General features: G+C 33.3%; 14 protein-coding genes and 2 pseudogenes. 9 read left to right on the top strand and 7 right to left on the bottom strand.

Going from position 1 to position 17,533, the window contains the following annotated elements; translation table 11 throughout:
- Nucleotides 1–74 precede the first annotated feature (74 nt).
- Nucleotides 75–1,231 (top strand): IS3-like element ISBt2 family transposase gene (locus ACYFX0_RS21720; protein WP_097826534.1). Its coding sequence is split into 2 segments (ribosomal slippage): nt 75–327 and nt 327–1,231, totalling 1,158 coding nucleotides; the frame shifts between segments, so codons are not numbered across the junction.
- Nucleotides 1,232–1,262: 31 nt separating this feature from the next.
- Here the strand turns inward: ACYFX0_RS21720 and ACYFX0_RS21715 are convergent.
- Nucleotides 1,263–2,072 (bottom strand): annotated as a pseudogene (locus ACYFX0_RS21715) (LysR family transcriptional regulator); the annotation flags it as partial.
- Between the two features lie 156 nt (nt 2,073–2,228).
- On the opposite strand from ACYFX0_RS21715, the gene ACYFX0_RS21710 reads away from it, so the two are divergent.
- The 5 genes from ACYFX0_RS21710 to ACYFX0_RS21690 all read left to right on the top strand — a co-directional run bounded on the left by ACYFX0_RS21710 (nt 2,229) and on the right by ACYFX0_RS21690 (nt 8,438).
- On the top strand, nt 2,229–2,918 hold the full coding sequence (locus ACYFX0_RS21710; RefSeq protein WP_001263005.1) for an MOSC domain-containing protein: 690 nt from the start codon (nt 2,229–2,231) through the stop codon (nt 2,916–2,918).
- 258 nt (nt 2,919–3,176) lie between these two features.
- The gene (locus ACYFX0_RS21705; RefSeq protein WP_000528682.1) at nt 3,177–4,061 is read left to right on the top strand and encodes a GNAT family N-acetyltransferase; all 885 of its coding nucleotides are present in this window, start codon (nt 3,177–3,179) and stop codon (nt 4,059–4,061) included.
- Nucleotides 4,062–4,073: 12 nt separating this feature from the next.
- Nucleotides 4,074–4,673: a DUF1349 domain-containing protein gene (locus ACYFX0_RS21700; RefSeq protein ID WP_098829827.1), complete on the top strand. Its 600-nt coding sequence runs from the start codon at nt 4,074–4,076 to the stop codon at nt 4,671–4,673.
- Nucleotides 4,674–4,894: 221 nt separating this feature from the next.
- Complete coding sequence (locus ACYFX0_RS21695; RefSeq protein ID WP_460271955.1) at nt 4,895–6,649, top strand: ABC transporter ATP-binding protein; 1,755 nt, start codon at nt 4,895–4,897, stop codon at nt 6,647–6,649.
- On the top strand, nt 6,642–8,438 hold the full coding sequence (locus ACYFX0_RS21690; RefSeq protein ID WP_086391118.1) for an ABC transporter ATP-binding protein: 1,797 nt from the start codon (nt 6,642–6,644) through the stop codon (nt 8,436–8,438). The genes ACYFX0_RS21695 and ACYFX0_RS21690 overlap by 8 nt, the downstream gene beginning before the upstream one ends.
- Before the next feature lie 627 nt (nt 8,439–9,065).
- Here ACYFX0_RS21690 and exsF read toward each other — a convergent pair.
- The 4 genes from exsF to ACYFX0_RS21670 form a co-directional block, all read right to left on the bottom strand.
- Nucleotides 9,066–9,569, bottom strand: a complete 504-nt coding sequence (exsF, locus tag ACYFX0_RS21685) for an exosporium protein ExsF (protein ID WP_001257874.1) — start codon at nt 9,567–9,569, stop codon at nt 9,066–9,068.
- 377 nt (nt 9,570–9,946) lie between these two features.
- The gene (locus ACYFX0_RS21680; protein WP_001123247.1) at nt 9,947–10,231 is read right to left on the bottom strand and encodes a DUF4183 domain-containing protein; all 285 of its coding nucleotides are present in this window, start codon (nt 10,229–10,231) and stop codon (nt 9,947–9,949) included.
- 224 nt (nt 10,232–10,455) lie between these two features.
- On the bottom strand, nt 10,456–10,728 hold the full coding sequence (locus tag ACYFX0_RS21675; RefSeq protein ID WP_000774122.1) for a hypothetical protein: 273 nt from the start codon (nt 10,726–10,728) through the stop codon (nt 10,456–10,458).
- A 338-nt stretch (nt 10,729–11,066) separates the two neighbouring features.
- Nucleotides 11,067–11,651, bottom strand: a complete 585-nt coding sequence (locus ACYFX0_RS21670) for a LysE family translocator (RefSeq protein ID WP_001121279.1) — start codon at nt 11,649–11,651, stop codon at nt 11,067–11,069.
- Between the two features lie 114 nt (nt 11,652–11,765).
- Here ACYFX0_RS21670 and ACYFX0_RS21665 point away from each other — a divergent pair, with 114 nt between their 5' ends.
- Complete coding sequence (locus ACYFX0_RS21665; RefSeq protein WP_000391292.1) at nt 11,766–12,323, top strand: helix-turn-helix domain-containing protein; 558 nt, start codon at nt 11,766–11,768, stop codon at nt 12,321–12,323.
- Between the two features lie 364 nt (nt 12,324–12,687).
- On the opposite strand, the pseudogene ACYFX0_RS21660 reads toward ACYFX0_RS21665, so the two are convergent.
- Nucleotides 12,688–13,273: pseudogene (locus ACYFX0_RS21660) on the bottom strand (BclA C-terminal domain-containing protein).
- 215 nt (nt 13,274–13,488) lie between these two features.
- On the opposite strand from ACYFX0_RS21660, the gene ACYFX0_RS21655 reads away from it, so the two are divergent.
- On the top strand, nt 13,489–14,328 hold the full coding sequence (locus tag ACYFX0_RS21655) for a DUF4183 domain-containing protein (RefSeq protein WP_460271954.1): 840 nt from the start codon (nt 13,489–13,491) through the stop codon (nt 14,326–14,328).
- Between the two features lie 559 nt (nt 14,329–14,887).
- Complete coding sequence (locus ACYFX0_RS21650) at nt 14,888–16,204, top strand: exosporium glycoprotein BclB-related protein (protein ID WP_460271953.1); 1,317 nt, start codon at nt 14,888–14,890, stop codon at nt 16,202–16,204.
- A 550-nt stretch (nt 16,205–16,754) separates the two neighbouring features.
- On the opposite strand, the gene ACYFX0_RS21645 is transcribed toward ACYFX0_RS21650, so the two are convergent.
- Nucleotides 16,755–17,387 carry a cupin domain-containing protein gene (locus tag ACYFX0_RS21645; RefSeq protein WP_098902138.1) on the bottom strand — a complete coding sequence of 211 codons (633 nt, stop codon included), beginning with the start codon at nt 17,385–17,387 and terminating at the stop codon, nt 16,755–16,757.
- Nucleotides 17,388–17,533: the final 146 nt, after the last annotated feature.

Genomic DNA, 17,533 nt, shown 5'->3' with positions numbered 1-17,533 from the left:
AATAGTGGTACATGAAAAAAACACCTCCTGAATTCGCATACTAAGTATGCAAATTCATTGGAGGTGTTTTTCGTTTGAAGACAAGAGTTCATTACCCAGAAGAAGTAAAGTGGAAAGTGATTGAAATGAAAAAGGATGGATATTCCAATTGGACAATTATGGAGAAGCTTGGAATTAAAAATGTTTCCCAAATTAAGACGTGGATGAAGTGGTATCGTACCGATCAAACGTACCGTTTTCAACAACCTGTAGGAAAACAATATTCTTATGGAAAAGGACCAAAAGAGCTCAGTGAATTAGAACAGCTACGTTTAGAAAATAAACATCTAAAAACAAAATTACTTGTATGGGGAAAGTATCTGGAAATCGAAAGGGGCTGAAACCAGAAACTGTAGTTACTTTATGGAGAAATGTACAAACAAAAATAACGGTAAAAGACTTGTGTAACGTATTAGAATTACCCCGTTCTACATTTTATCGTTGGTTACAACGAACGGAAGATCTGAAAGATGATATAGAAGAAAAAGTAAAGGACGTCTGTCTTAGGCATAAATTCCGGTATGGATATCGAAGAGTGACCGCTACTCTTCGAAAAATGGGACTGTGTGTCAATCATAAAAAAGTATTACGAATCATGAGACAAAATCATATTCTTTCAAAAGTGCGTCGAAAGAAAAAGAAATATATCAATGGTGCGGAACCAATGGTAGCCCCTCATCGATTGGAGCGCCAATTCGATGCATCCAAACCAAATGAAAAGTGGTTTACGGATGTGACGTATCTCTTATTTGGAGAGCGTACCTTGTATTTATCAACGATCATGGATGCCTTTAATCGTGAAATTATTAGTTGTGTCATCAGCGAATCACAAACACTGACATTAGCGATGAAAACATTGAAACAAGCAATGAGAGGGCGAAAAGTAAAAGATGTCCTTCTTCACTCGGATCAAGGAAGTATTTATACAGCAAAAGAATTTCAAGCGTATGCCAAAGAAAACGGCATGATCACCAGCATGTCCCGGAGAGGAAATTGCCATGATAATGCCGTCATGGAAAGCTTCTTTGGTCATTTAAAAAGTGAAGCTTTCTATTCACAAAAGATAACAAAAGTATCCAACACAACTGTGCGAAAGATTGTGCTAGAATACATTCATTACTACAATTGTGTGCGAATTCAAGAAAAATTAAACCACCTATCCCCTAAAGAATTTAGGGAACAAGTGGTTTAGGTGTTTTGATTGGTGTCCCGTTTTCGGGGTTCACTTCAATTATTGGAGTAGGGTTTTCTATTTTAATAGCTTGAATGTTTTTATTTTGTAAAAAGTCTATATATGGTTGTGGTAACACTGTAATTCCCATTCCTTTAGAAACCATTTGGATTAAAGATTCCATCGTACTAATTTCTAAAATTGGTCTTGGTCTAAAGTTGAATTTTTGACAATGAGATGTAATTAGTTCGGTTAAAAAGAAATTTTTAGGTAAAAGAATTAAAGGGTAGTTCTGTAGTTCAGTAATAGATACATGATTACGTTTAGCTAATCGATGACCAGTTGGCACGACCAATGTAAGGTCGCTTTTGTATAGAGGGATGGAGATAATTTCTTTATCTTGCACCGGGAGAAATGTAATGCCGATATCTAGTTCGTTTTGTAATAATTTTTCACGAATATCTCCTGTACGAAGCCCTAATACAGAAAGCTCTATATTGGGATATAAATTATTGAAATTTAAAATAGCTGGTGGTAGTAAATAATTTACGACGGTTAACAAAGCCCCTATTGTTAAGGAACCTTGCTGTAATCCGTTTAGGTCTTGAAGGGCTGAACGAGCTTGTTCGACTTCATGAAAAATGGTTTTACAATGTGATAATAAAATCTTCCCTGCTTCAGTTAAAGATATTTTTTTACCAATTCGATCGAAAAGTGGCATTCCTACTTCATGCTCTAATGCACGTATTTGTTGACTTAGTGAAGGCTGTGAAATATTTAATTTCTCAGCTGCTTTTGTGAAATGTAATTCTTTTGAAACAGCTAAAAAGTATTCAAGTTGTCGTAATTCGATTGAAATCACCTCAAGTATAATAATAGGTTATACCTATCATTATTATATAAATAATTGAATTGAACAATGATTTTAGAGGTTTTATAATCATCTTTATATAGCAGAGAGGATTGTAAAAATTAATCGAGAGAAAATACATGTAACACCTTTAAAGGAGGAAATAGAATGGCTAATGAATATCGATTATTATCTTTAAATATAGGATTACCAAAAGAGGTTACATACGGCGGAAAAGTAATTCATACAGGCATAAATAAGAAACAAGTAAAGGAACCGGTATATTTATCCTTTGTAAAGTTTAATGGAGATGGACAGGCGGACTTAGTTCATCATGGAGGAGTAGATAAAGCAGTTTGTGTTTATACTGGTGATCACTATCCATACTGGGAACAAGAATTGAATCAAGATCTTGTATATGGGGCTTTTGGAGAAAATATAACAGTTAGTGGTATGCGCGAAGAGGATGTTTGTATTGGTGATACGTTTGAGCTAGGACAGGCAATCGTACAGGTAACACAACCAAGGCAACCTTGTTTTAAATTAGCAAAAAAATATAATATTCCAAAGTTACCACTATATTTTCAAGAAACAGGATATACAGGATTCTATTTTCGCGTATTAAAAGAAGGATGGGTATCATCAGTCGATACATTAAAAAGACTACAGTCTGATCCAAAAGGTGTTTCAGTAGCGTTTGCTAACCGTATCATGCACAAGGAAAAACAAAATATTGAAGGGATAAAAAGGATATTAGAAGTAAATGCACTTTCAAGTAGTTGGAGAAAGTCTTTTGAAAAGCGTATAAGTGGAGAAGAAATTAATACGAAGGAAAGACTTGAAGGGATAAAAGACTAAAAATATTTTATTATAAATAGTGTATTTCTATTAGTAAAAGCTAATTAGAAAGCGCTATTTTTATATAATAAACTAATTAATATCCAAAAATCTTAATATTGTTTTATTCGACTTATTTTCAAATAGTCAAAACATAAAATTAATTAGACTTTTTTTTTATGTTTTATGATAGTATATTGATTGGTAAGACCTCTATTTTTAAGAGTAGGTCATATAAGTATATCTAATTTAATGGAATTTAACATTTGGAGGTACAACATGGGGAATGTTGAAAAAATGGCAAGTCTTCTAATAGAAGAACCGAAAAGAGAGCAGTTATTTCCTTTATTTGAAGAAGTGTTTGAAATTACAACTCAAACATTGAATGATTTTTCGGATAAAGGGTATTGGGATGATACATATAAAGCTTTATCATTTTTACAAGAAGATAAAGTGATTGCAAATGTTGCGGCATTTTCACTCCCATTATTAATTAATGGAGAAAAAATAAATGCGGCGGGTATTCAATCAGTAATGACACATCCTAATTTCCGTAGACAAGGGCTAATGAAACAATTAATGGGTAAAATGATAGAAGAAATCGATAAGAAATGTGAATGTACATTATTGTTTACGGAAAAACCTGAACTATATACAGCGTTTGGATTTAAAGTTGTGCAGGAATATTTGATGACTATACCATACGATAAAAACAATAATAACGATTCACTACTTAAAAAATTAGATTACTATAATGTAGAGAATAGACAGTTAATACATGAAACTATTGATAGTGGCCAAAGACTTTCAAATAATTTTTCAACTTTAAACTTCCGTCCTTCATTTTATTTGAATATGTATGACTCGGAATGGAATGAGAAATTGTATTATTCAGAGAAACTAGATGCTTTAATCGTTTATGAAGTAGACAATGAAAAGTTGAAATTATTTGGAGTATTTGCGCCAGTACTTCCGGTTTTAGATGAAATATGTGGAGAAATCAATGAAAGGTTTACGGAAATCGAATTTTATTTTTCTCCAGATCAATTAGGGATTGAGGATGTACAGTTTACAGAATTACAGTCTAGTAAGTATTTAATGGTTCGAAGTGATAAAGAGTTAGATTTTAAAGGTTATAAATTCCCAGTATTAGCGGAGTTTTAAATGTCTATATAAATGCTTTATATATCGTATATACCAGAACGTATTGAGCAACTCACTATAATGAATGTACCTGAATACTATAAGATTAATGACAATCATGCGTTTATTGTCCGTTCGAAAGCAGAAACTGATTTTTGGCTTAAAACACATTATGGTTTTGAAGTAATGAATGGTCATGTATTTTATAATGAGATGATGACAGACTTTCAAGCTGAAGTTCAGTTACGTATGAATCCAAATTCAAAATTCGATCAAGCAGGTCTTTTTGTTATGATTTCGGAGAACTGTTGGCTAAAAACATCTTTAGAATATATCCCTGAAGGGCCATCTCACTTAGGTGCTGTCGTAACGAATAATGGATATTCTGACTGGTCAACGCAAGATTATCCAACTGAAGAAGCTAAGCAACAAATTCGTTTTCGAATTATTCGAAAACGTGGTGATTATACAATATATGTGAAAAAGAGCCATCAATGGGAACAAATAAGAATCACTCATTTAATGGAGGATATAGGGAATGAGCCTATTAAAATAGGTTTTTACACGTGTGGTCCTTCTAAAAATAAGGGATTTGAGACTGAGTTTTTAAATTTTACAATTGAAGAAATATAGATGAAAAACCGTATTCTTTTCAGTAAGAATGCGGTTTTTGTATTTACATAATATAAAGCACATTTATTGACCAGAAAGTCATTAATGCTTATCATTTAATAATGTTAAATATTAATTTACATAATATAATAGAAGTAATGAAGAAATTACAAAATATATCGCTTAAATAAGGAGGGATATGAATTATTCAGTGGTAATTTCATGGGAAAAGGAGATTATGTATGAAATCATTTCGTAAGTTATTACATTATTTAAAACCATACATGTTCTTCGCTATTATTGGACCGCTATTTATGGTACTTGAGGTTGCGATGGACTTAATTCAACCGACTATTATGCAACATATCATTGATGTTGGGATTGCAAATCGGGATTTAAATTATGTAATAAAAATGGGGCTTCTTATGATAGGGGCAGCAGCACTCGGTTTAGTTGGAGGGCTTGGGTGTATGATGTATTCTACAAAAGCAGCTGTTAATTTCGCTACAGACATAAGAAAAGATGTGTTTGCGAAAATAGAAACATTTTCTAGTAATAATCGTGATTCATTTGGAACAGGTAAATTATTAACGATTGTGACGAATGATATCACTTCTATTCAATCTGCAATGACGATGACATTACGTGTTCTCGTTCGTGGCCCACTGTTATTTATCGGAAGTATAATTATTGTTTTTGTAACAGCGCGAGAGTTATTTCCAATATTACTTGTAGTTGTTCCAATTTTATTACTTGCAATTATTTTAATTGCAAGTAAAGCAAGTGGTACATTTAAAAAGGTGCAAGAGGCATTAGATAAAGTGAATACAAAGTTACAAGAAAATTTATCTGGTGTGCGTGTTATAAAAGCGTATGTAAGACAAAAATATGAAATCGCTCAATTTGGAAATGTAAATACAAATTTAACGAAGATAAATATTCGAGCTGTGCAACTTATTTCTCTAATGATGCCAATCATTATGCTAGTTGTAAGTGGCGGGATTGTTGCAACATTATGGATTGGTGGAGAAAAAGTATTCAGTGGAACACTTCAAGTAGGAGCGATTTTGGCATTTATTAATTACTTGAATATCATTTTAATGTCACTTATGTCGATTAGCATGGTATTTATTCAAATTGCGCGAGCTTTTCCATCTGCGGATCGTGTAAAGCAAGTGTTAAATACTGAAGTTGATATTATAAGCGAAGCGAATGCGATTGAACCTGAGAAAATCGAGGGGAATATAGAATTTAAAAATGTTAGTTATAGCTATACGAAAAATAATGAATATGTTTTAAAAGATATTTCGTTTAGCATACAAAAAGGTGAAAAAGTAGGGATTATTGGATCGACTGGAAGTGGTAAATCAACCTTAGCGAAACTGTTACCACGTCTATATGATGTGGAGCAAGGTGAAATATGTATAGATGGAATAGATGTTAAAACATATGATTTGCAAAAACTCCGTGCTTCAATAGGCTTTGTACCTCAGAAGGCGTTGTTGTTCTCAGGTAGTATAGAAGAGAATTTACGTTATGGTAAAGAAGATGCAACACACGATGAGCTGGAAGTAGCAACTGCATCAGCTTGTGCGACTGAGTTTATCAATAAGCTGGAAGAATCTTATCAATATAATTTAACACAAGGTGCAACAAATCTATCAGGTGGACAAAAACAACGTGTATCAATTGCAAGAGCACTTGTGAGAAAACCACCGATTCTAATATTAGATGATTCTACATCAGCAGTTGATGCGAAATCAGAGGCTACTATTCAAACAGCTTTAAAAACAAAATATAAAGGCACAACGACTTTATTAATTGCGTCCAAAATTTCTTCCATAATGGATGCGGATAAAATACTTGTATTAGATAATGGTGAATTAGTTGGTAATGGTACACATGAACAATTGTTAGAACAAAGTGAGGTTTATCAGGAAATTTATCTTTCCCAAGGTGGTAATTTGTATAAAGAAGGTGGGGAAGAACATGCGTAATTTTCAAGGACAATTTGCTAATAAAGGTAGAAGAAACACGCCAAAGATGGGAAAAGCTAAAAATGCTCAAGGAACTGTAATGCGGATATGGAATTATATGGGCTATCAAAAAGCTGCTCTTATGTTTGTTATATTTCTAGTAGTTGTTACTACATTACTTGGATTATTAGGTCCATATTTTATGGGAGTCATTATAGATCAATATATTGTACCGAAAGATTTAAGTGGTACAGCAAGAATGTGTATGTTACTTATCGCGATTTATGGTGTAACGGTACTTTTAACATGGTTACAAACGTTTGTCATGATTAACGTTGCATTAAAAACAATTCAAAAAATACGACAAGATATTTTTGAGAAAATCCAAACGCTTTCTTTACGGTTCTTTGATGTACGTTCTCAAGGTGATTTAATGAGCCGTGTGACAAATGATATAGATAATTTGAACCAAGCTTTGACACAAAGTGTTGTACAAATTATTTCATCAGCGTTAACTTTTATAGGTGTAACGATTGCGATGTTCGCCTTAAATTGGATTTTAGCAATTGTAACTTTAATTACAGTACCTATTATGTTTTACGTTACAAAAAAACTAGTTGCATATAGTGGTAAAAACTTTGCGAAGCGTCAAAAAGATTTAGGTGAATTAAATGGATTTATTGAGGAAGCAATTACAGGTGCGGATGTTACAACGTTGTACGGAAAAGAAAAAGAAACTGTACAAAATTTCAATAAAATTAATGAACAGCTAAGAGTTTCAGCTACGAAGGCTGATACATTTTCAGCTTTTATTTTTCCAAGTATGAACTTTATTAATAACTTAGGTATGGGGCTTGTCATTGGGACTGGATCAGTTATGGTCTTAAACGGAATGACAACAGTAGGTGTTATTGCGGCTTTTATTAATTATTCTCGTCAATTCTCAAGACCGTTAAGTCAATTTGCGACTTTAATGAATACAATTCAAGCAGCAGTTGCTGGTGGAGAACGTGTTTTTGAGATTATGGATGAGGTACCAGAAATTCAAAATAAAAAAGACGCATTTGTTGTACAAAATTTACAAGGGCATGTTGTACTTGAGAATGTTTCATTTGGCTACGCAGAAAATAAAACGATTTTAAAAGAAGTAAGTCTTAAAGCGCAGCCAGGAGAGACAATTGCTTTAGTTGGTCCGACTGGATCAGGGAAAACAACAATCATTAATTTGTTAACTCGTTTTTACGATATACAGCAAGGACAAATTCATATTGATGGAAAAGATATAAAAGATTATGATATTAATTCTTTACGAAGTAAAATAGGAGTAGTTTTACAGGATACGTATTTATTTGCAGGCTCGATTATGGATAATATCCGTTATGGACGCTTAGATGCTAGTGATGAAGAAGTCATCACTGCAGCTAAGGCAGCATCTGCACATTCTTTTATTAAGCATTTGCCAAATCAATATGAAACAGAAATTGCTTCAGAAGGATCGAATTTAAGTCAAGGACAAAAACAACTTCTTGCGATTGCACGAGCAATTTTAGCAGATGCAGATATATTAATTCTCGACGAAGCGACATCTAATATTGACACAAGAACAGAATTACAAATACAAGCAGGACTAAATAATTTAATGAGAGGTCGCACAAGTTTTGTGATCGCTCATCGACTTAAAACAATTGAAAAGGCAGATCAAATCCTTGTTATAAAAGATGGAAATATTTTAGAAAGAGGGAATCATGAATCTCTCATGGAAGATAAAGGATTCTATTTTGATTTGTATACGAGTCAGTTTAAAATATAGTAAAAGCATTGATATGTTGCGGTTTCTCTTGAGAGGAGAAACCGCATTTTTTTATATTTGAAAATATTATTATTCTAATGGTCTTTCACTACATATTTTAACAGCATCCTCCTGCATTCCAGGCAAAACATGTGAATAGCGATTTAATGTTATGAACATATCTTTATGACTGAAGTGTTCTAGATGTATACCTTGTTTCAAAAGTAGCGGAGCATGTGTATAACGTAAATCATAAAATCGAACTTTAAAAATTGGGATTTAAATAAAAAGAGCGCAGTATAGCGCTCTGAGACAAACTATATATTTAGAGAGAAATCAAGATAATATATGGATATTGTTTGAGAATGTTGTAGGTTTTAATTAAAAATAAAGCACACATATAAGTGTGCTTTTATGAACGCTTTAGATTTGTATGACTATATAGTCAACATACAATAAAATATGCTTGTTTAATATGAATGTGTGTCAAATCTATAAAAATATATTTTAGTGTGTATAAGGAACATTAAATGTTAGTTAGCCAAGTCTTTTGTTTTTATCCCGCTATTTGCCGGGCAGTAAGGCCCCCACCTCAAAATTCAGTGGAAGCAAAGAAGTTAGGTGAGGGCTGATTAAAGTTTCACTTTATTAACGAATTTGCGCAACTGTTAACGCTGCAGAACGAATATCTACTGTACCTATTACTTCAACGGGGACAATTTGAATTACATCACCAGGGTTTAAGTTAATTAGAATGACACCACTTGATACATCGACTTCACCAGTTCCGATAATATTAGAACGGACTGCGGTTCCGGATCCTGCAATAACATTAGTCGATGAATTTAATGTCAAGAAAAAGCGCGCTGCTTCCGGGGCTACCGGAACGTTATCAAGGCTAATTGTTAATGTATAGCTAATTTGATAAATACCAGCTATCTGAATTTTAATACCAGTTCCAGTACTAATTGTATCATTGATTACAGGGACAGTAATGTTAGGATTTGGGCCTGTACTAGGTAATAGTAGTGGTGTAAATAATGTTGCAAATTGAGGTGAAGTAGCATTGAAGGCAAAACCTAGGGCAGGTAGTGTACTAGGTGCTTGTGCTTCACAATTAAAATTAGCGAATTTACGAATTGATGAGCGCATATTTTCACTCCTTTCTTGTATTTAGATTGCGTGAGTATTAAATTCACGTTTTGGACAATCATAATACAATATATGAAAATTTATAGTAGATAGTGCACAAGCGTTACTATTACGGATAAAGCTATAAATAATATATGGAAAAAGCAGTTAGCTAAATTAGCTAACTGCTTAGTAGGTTCTCTAAGAGCAAATAGGAGAAGAATTATTGTGCCATATAAAAGGTCACTATAGATAAGTGCTCTTTTTGTGAGTGAGTATAAGTTCCTATCATTCTATCTAGTATATGCACTGTACTATATGTAGTTGCTACTAAAATTGATGTGAATTTTTAAAATTAGAGGTTTCTTTTAATGAAACCTCTAAAAAGATAAATCAAGTTACGTTATAGTAAATTCAATTGCAATAGGAGTGCCTCCATCTAGGACTGCTCCTCCTACAATAGTAGCAGCTGTAGTAGTCACACCAGTAATAGTATCACCTGTTTGAATAACACCATTAATATAAAGTGTTAAAAAGGCATAAGAAGCAGGGAATGTTGTTACAGCGCCAGTGTCATCAGTGAAGTCTGTGTTAGCAAAAGTTAAATCTGCTCCAGCAGCAGTTCCTGTTGCTGCTGTACTTACAAATCGTCTTCCAGCTATAAAAGGTTTAACGATAGGCATTTATATTCACCCTTTTTGAGAATTAACTCAGACAAGTTTTTTGAAGGTTTTGTCCTGTATCGTATTCTATGCTGTGCTTCTACTAAGAGATACGGCTTGTATACTAGTAAATGAGTATAATTATTATGCGTTTTATAAGTTAGGTTCTTATCAGTAATTAAGTGATTAAGGTTGGATTTTGTATATGGTATGTTTAGGTTAAAAAAGAGCTCTTAATCAAATTATTATCTTAGTGTTGTAGGGAAACTGGCGGCCTCAGTGACAGATGGCAAAAATAATTTACGTGGTATTGTAATAAATTCAAGCGCAATTTGCTTTGGATAAATAAGTATTTGAGTTAAATCTAGAGCATGTATTAATAGTATCATGAAGCTTGTAAGAATTAAAAAACTACCCCAAAAGAAACTTTTTGAAGTGTTGCGGAAATCTTTTATTAAAGAAAAGAATGAAAAAAATGCGGTAACAATGAGAATTAAAAATTTATACTTATCAGCCATTGTGATCCTCCTAAAGAGCAGTAATTTATATTATACGGTATTTTTTCTCTATAATTATAAAAAGATTTTAAAATACCTATGTTGTAGACTTATTGTTTTCATTTTGCCTACAATCGTATAATACTAAAGCGAATAATGTTGAAGAACTTTATTAAGCTAGCGGCACACAACAAAATTAATATTATCTAGTGAGAAACATTCTAGTTTACTTCGTAGTCCCAATCCATAAATTGTGAAACTACGAAATAGATTATTAATAAAAACATTTTAAGATTATTATAATATTGATGTGATGTATACAGAAAAGAGGATAAAAAGCATCCAGAATGAGTTAATAGCTAGTGAATAACAATTGAAATAGCACTGAAAATCAATAAAACAGCCATAATGATGTTAAATAATTGATTATGTTTTAATAAAATTTTTTGGAACATGGAACCAAAAAGGCTCCAACTAAATGTACTCAGTAAACCAACTATACCTAGGAATAATGAGAAAAGTAGAAAAATTGAATATGAGTTGTAGTAAGGGAGTATAAAAGTAGAGACTACGGTGAGTCCAAATAATATTCCTTTTGGGTTAACAAATTGAAGAAAAATACCCACTGTAAATAAGTTTTTATTATTTTTTTCATCGGGTTCTGCACTGCCTTTACTAGTGATTATTTTAAAGGCTAAATATAGCATATACGCGACACCTAAAATCTTTAAAGGCAATTCAATTATAGGTACAATATTAATTAATACAATATTAAAGAAACTACATAAAGAAGTGAGGATGAAAAAACCGAATGCTACTCCAAAGCAAAAGTTTATACTTCTCTTTAATCCGTGTTGATTTGCGTATGTCATAGCTAAGAAATTGTTAGGGCCAGGTGTGAAGCTGCTTATAAAAACAAATAACAAAAAAGAAAATATTGGCATTTTAAAACCCCCTAATTATTTTGTATGTTATAATGATCAAAAAGAACAATATAACGTGTGCTTTTTATTATACATAACGGACGTTATATTGTATACAATGTAGGAGTGTTTTTTATGGAAGAAATTCAACTTATTCTGGCAAAAAATTTAAAATCAATACGTGAAAAAGAAAAATTAAGTTTAGAAAAGGTCTCTCAATTAACAGGTGTAAGTAAAACGATGATTGGACAAATTGAAAGAGGAGATTCAAGCCCGACACTAACAACAATATGGAAAATTGCTAATGGTTTGAAAGTATCCTTTACCTCTTTAATTAATAATCCACAGCCTGATACGAAAGTGATTTTACGAAATGATGTTCAAGCATTGTCTGAAGACAATGGGAGATATAAAGTGTATCCCTCATTTCCTTTCCAAGATGATAGAAACTTCGAAATCTATACGGTTGAAATTGAAACAGAAGGGAATTTAAGTTCAGAAGCACATAAAGAGGGTACTGAGGAATTTATAACGGTATTTGAAGGGGAATTGAAAATTGATATAAATGATTGTCAATATACGTTAAATAATGGAGACTCAATTCGCTTTAAGGCGGATAGACCGCATACTTATACTAATTCAGGAAGAACATTAACTCGGTTAAGTATGACTATTTATTATCCAGCTTTATAAGCTGGCAATAATATAAAGAGTAAAAGTAAATGTGTATTGTTAAAACCATCTATAAGAGATGGTTTTATTTTTTTGAATAAAAAAAGACACTCAATTGAGTGTCAATATAGTATTGCTCTCGCGTATAGGATTGGAGATGTTTCTCAAATACATATTGAGATGGTCTGTAAAGGAGAAACAATCTTCATCTTTAATGTAACATCGACTTGGGGGAAGTGTAAATTGATAATATATATACGGAAAATTTAGTATAGATGTTTTCTACTATGGATATAGTATAATTTGTTTTTATTACTTAATCACTATAGTAACATTTACTAAGTGAGTATTTAGATTTTTTATTATAAAAAGAATGAATCATTTTTTAATCAATTCGTATAATTGTAAGAGAGGCACCTGTTGATCCGCCTCCAACTAAATTCACGACGGATAATATACCAAATAATTGTAGTGAAATTGTATTACCAGCATTTAAATTAGTAATTAAATTATTACTATAATTTGAAGTTGATAACGCGGGAGAAAAAATAGAGCCAGGAATTGGCGTAGAAGCGTTTAATAGTAGTCTTGTTCCAGCAAGTAGAGAGGTTGTCGTATTAACTTGATAGGTTAAATGATATCTTCCAGTTACAGGAATTGTAAATATATCGTTTGAGGCGTTAACTGTAAAATTACCGAGGCTTTGGTTATTAGAAAGAGGAATATTAGTGCCACCTAATATCACAGAGATGGGACCACCTAATGTATTATTAGCGAACATAGAGTTTGTTGTAACGATTAAACCAGTGCCCAGTACTTCCGGTAGGTCCAGTACTTCCGGTAGGCCCAGTATTTCCGGTAGGTCCAGTACTCCCGGTAGGCCCAGTAAGCCTGTAAGGGAAAATAATGTCAAGGGCCATTGACATTATTTCTTTTTTTCTAATTTCATTATTATCTTGAATATAAATCACCTCATCTTTTTAAATAAGAATGTTATAGATTTAGTACTTTTTAAATAGAATGATTTATTTATTATATTAATTAAAGCGGTTATAGCAACGGTAAAATGTTTAATATATGTAATAATTCTTTGGGAAGAAAAAGAGAATAGTTATAAAGTCATTCTTTAATAATAGGATCATAATGATGTGTATGAATTAAAAAACATGTGGAATGAGGTATTAAATTGAAACGCAATGACAATTTATCATTGAATAAGGGGATGATAGGGCCAGAAAATATTGGACCTACATTTCCGATTCTTCCACCAATTTATATTCCAACAGGAGAAACAGGTCCGACCGGAATAACGGGACCGACCGGAATAACGGGAGCAACCGGAGAAACGGGACCGACCGGAATAACGGGACCGACCGGAATAACGGGACCGACCGGAATAACGGGATCGACCGGAATAACGGGACCGATCGGAATAACGGGAGCAACCGGAGAAACGGGACCGATCGGAATAACAGGTCCGACCGGAGAAACGGGACCGACCGGAATAACAGGTTCAACGGGAATAACGGGACTGACCGGAGTAACCGGGCTAACCGGAGAAACGGGACCAATCGGAATAACGGGACCAATCGGAATAACGGGACCAATCGGAATAACGGGACCGACCGGAGCAACAGGACCAACAGGACCAACCGGAGTAACCGGAACAACAGGGATAACAGGACCAACTGGAATAACAGGACCAACAGGACCAACAGGACCAACCGGAGTAACTGGAGCAACAGGTCCTACTGGGGGTATTGGCCCTATAACAACAACCAATTTGTTATATTACACTTTTGCAGATGGAGAGAAACTTATATATACAGATACTGACGGGATACCTCAATATGGTACAACGAATATTTTGTCTCCTAGTGAAGTTTCTTATATTAATTTGTTTGTTAACGGAATACTGCAGCCACAACCATTATATGAAGTGAGTACTGGTAAATTAACTTTATTGGATACGCAACCACCATCGCAAGGATCTTCAATTATATTACAATTTATCATTATTAATTAAAAGGACAGATCCTTAATGAAAAGGAATCTGTCCTTTTTGTTTCATATTTAAATAGTTAAAATTAAGTGAAGGTACATTCAATTTCTAGATGTTATAAATGGTTGAATGATAGGAAATTTACTTTCAATCCTTTTCATTGTGTATTGGAATAAAATATAGAATGAATTTTTCAATATATTATATGAGAGTTCTCTATGATACAAACGGCTTCATGTTTAAAAAGAGACCACAATTTTAGTAAAGAAATAATGTGAATTTATATGTAAAAAATGGCACCGTTAATTGTTGAGTATATTCAAATTAATATGTGTATTTGAACCTAAGAGATAAACGTGGAAAAATAAAATAAACTCTTAAGTTTAGGTATTTAATCTAAGCAGTCAATTATTAAAAACATATAATTAATATGTGAGTCATGAACATAATTAAATAGCGTTTGCAAGTTTAATTATATTTCATGTTTCCTATTTTAAGTCAATGTATAACACATACTCTTTTACAACTTTATGATCCTTATAATAGGAAAAACTCAAATATAAAACAAGTAAGGAGGACATAAATGACAAGTAATAATTGTTTTGGTCATAACAACTGCAATAATCCGATTGTTTTCACTCCAGATTGTTGTAAAAATCCACAGTCAGTTCCTATTACTAGGGAACAATTAAGTCAATTAATTACTTTACTAAACTCATTAGTATCAGCTATTTCAGCATTTTTTGCAAATCCAAGTGATGCAAACAGAGTAGCGTTATTCAATTTGTTTAATCAATTTTTAATTTTCTTAAATTCCTTATTACCTTCCCCAGAAGTTAATTTTTTGAAACAATTAACTCAAAGTATTTTAGTTTTATTACAATCTCCAGCTCCTAATTTAGGTCAATTGTCAACATTATTGCAACAATTTTATAGCGCACTTGCACAATTCTTCTTCGCTTTAGATCTTATCCCTGTATCCTGCGACTCAAATGTCGATCCTGCAACTTTACAAGTTCTTTTTAATTTATTAATTCAATTAATCAATGCTACTCCAGGTGCAACAGGTCCAACAGGCCCAACAGGTCCAACAGGTCCTGGAGGTGGAGTAACAGGTCCAACAGGCCCAACAGGTCCTGGAGGTGGAGCAACAGGTCCAACGGGAGCAACAGGAGCAACAGGCTTAACAGGAGCAACAGGCTTAACAGGAGCAACAGGTCCAACAGGCCCAACAGGTCCAACAGGAGCAACAGGCTTAACAGGAGCAACAGGTCCAACAGGTCCAACAGGTCCAACAGGTCCAACAGGTCCAACAGGCTTAACAGGAGCAACAGGTCCAACAGGAGCAACAGGAGCAACAGGCCCAACAGGAGCAACAGGTTTAACAGGAGCAACAGGTGCAACTGGTGGCGGAGCTATTATTCCATTTGCTTCAGGTACAACTCCATCTGCGTTAGTTAACGCGTTAATAGCTAATACAGGAACTCTTCTTGGATTTGGATTTAGTCAGCCTGGTGTAGCTTTAACTGGTGGAACAAGTATCACATTAGCATTAGGTGTAGGTGATTATGCATTTGTAGCACCGCGCGCAGGAACTATTACGTCATTAGCAGGTTTCTTTAGTGCAACAGCTGCATTAGCTCCACTATCACCAGTTCAAGTGCAGATACAAATATTAACTGCACCTGCAGCAAGCAATACGTTTACAGTACAAGGCGCACCTCTATTATTAACACCAGCATTTGCCGCAATAGCGATTGGTTCTACAGCATCAGGAATCATAGCTGAAGCTATTCCAGTAGCGGCTGGGGATAAAATACTGTTATATGTTTCATTAACAGCAGCAAGTCCAATAGCTGCAGTTGCTGGATTTGTAAGTGCAGGTATTAATATCGTTTAATTTGTTACAATGTTTAGTAGGAAATTAAACAGAGGTTTGTATATAGTCCTTCCTAATAAATTTAGGAAGGACTATATTTTTGGGGGGAATAGGTAATAAATCAATTGAATAATCACTCTTTGTTAAGTTCGTATAAAAAGTATAATTTATCCTTTCCTATTTAAGGAATAAGTTATGTAACATAAAAAAATTCCGATCAGCAAAAAAAAGATGAATTCTTTTACAAAAGAATTCATCAATAAAATAAACTATTTATTTTTATTACAGTTACATCCTTTTTTCTTTACATAGCCTTGCTGAGTTAAGTCTCTTTGCGATTGGGAATTGGAAGATTGAGAGGATGCTGAAGAGCTACTATTTTTATTATAAGAGTAGTTTTTTCGATAGTTATAATTACTCATAGTACTATCACCTCCAATTTAATATATAAATATTATATGTATGTATACTATCAATTGTTACTATTATTAATAGGAAGAGAAGATACAATAAAAAATCTCCTCGGTATTTTCCTAGGAGATAAATGATGATTATTTTGAAAATTTACAAATTAATAACCCCAGTACAGAGGAAAGTAATAAGAATCTTGGCGATAGGGATTAGGCTGTTGAGTAAGGGGGTGGGTTGGATAATTTTTCATTTCACGGTTTTGATTGCAGTTTGCCGGAGGACCAATTACAGTAGTTGATTGAATAGGAGAAACCGCTTGTTTCCATTGTTGTTCATTGAGGCAGTAAGTATGGGCCATCATATGAGCCGGAGTTAATCTTAAAATGTCAGAACCGAAAATAACTTCTGGCGCTGGGGCATTGAAAATAGCTAATAAATGAGTATTATCTGCTGTAGCAATTTCATAATGCCACCACGCTTGTGGAATGTTGGCAACTTGCCCCGGTTTTATCGGTAAGTTTAATATTTGATTCGTAAATGGATTAAGTAAAGAAACAACAGCAGACCCTGAAATACAATAAACAAGTTCAGCTGCATTTTGATGAATATGTGGTTCTACAACATTTCCTGTACTTAAATAAATATCTAATAAAGAAGTATTTTCTAAAGTATTTAATTGTTTAATGCCAAGTACATTTATATAATTTTGGGCATCTTTCTGAAAAAAATTACTTTTATTTACATCATAAGTAAAATTAGTTGAGGGGGAGGTATAGTCGATGTTGGCAGTCAATTGTATTACCCGCCTTTCTATAGGTAAGTTAGGTTACAAAATTAGGATATGTGTCTAGTCTTTGTTTTGTGCTGTTGTCGATAACTTAATAAATTCACTTATTCCATAAAGAATAAGGTATTAAGATTAAACTATATTCGTATTCC

It is taken from the genome of Bacillus sp. NEAU-Y102, from assembly GCF_054788175.1.
The sequence above is the reverse complement of the archived record's forward strand: the minus strand, read 5'-3'. Positions and strand labels throughout refer to the sequence as shown.

Excerpts from the sequence above, each read along its gene's own strand:
- ACYFX0_RS21710 (WP_001263005.1), top strand. The coding sequence starts at position 2,229 with ATGGCTAATGAATATCGATTATTATCTTTAAATATAGGATTACCAAAA.
- ACYFX0_RS21705 (WP_000528682.1), top strand. The coding sequence starts at position 3,177 with ATGGGGAATGTTGAAAAAATGGCAAGTCTTCTAATAGAAGAACCGAAA.
- ACYFX0_RS21700 (WP_098829827.1), top strand. The coding sequence starts at position 4,074 with ATGCTTTATATATCGTATATACCAGAACGTATTGAGCAACTCACTATA.
- ACYFX0_RS21695 (WP_460271955.1), top strand. The coding sequence starts at position 4,895 with ATGAAATCATTTCGTAAGTTATTACATTATTTAAAACCATACATGTTC.
- ACYFX0_RS21690 (WP_086391118.1), top strand. The coding sequence starts at position 6,642 with ATGCGTAATTTTCAAGGACAATTTGCTAATAAAGGTAGAAGAAACACG.
- exsF (WP_001257874.1), bottom strand. The coding sequence starts at position 9,569 with ATGCGCTCATCAATTCGTAAATTCGCTAATTTTAATTGTGAAGCACAA.
- ACYFX0_RS21680 (WP_001123247.1), bottom strand. The coding sequence starts at position 10,231 with ATGCCTATCGTTAAACCTTTTATAGCTGGAAGACGATTTGTAAGTACA.
- ACYFX0_RS21675 (WP_000774122.1), bottom strand. The coding sequence starts at position 10,728 with ATGGCTGATAAGTATAAATTTTTAATTCTCATTGTTACCGCATTTTTT.
- ACYFX0_RS21670 (WP_001121279.1), bottom strand. The coding sequence starts at position 11,651 with ATGCCAATATTTTCTTTTTTGTTATTTGTTTTTATAAGCAGCTTCACA.
- ACYFX0_RS21665 (WP_000391292.1), top strand. The coding sequence starts at position 11,766 with ATGGAAGAAATTCAACTTATTCTGGCAAAAAATTTAAAATCAATACGT.
- ACYFX0_RS21650 (WP_460271953.1), top strand. The coding sequence starts at position 14,888 with ATGACAAGTAATAATTGTTTTGGTCATAACAACTGCAATAATCCGATT.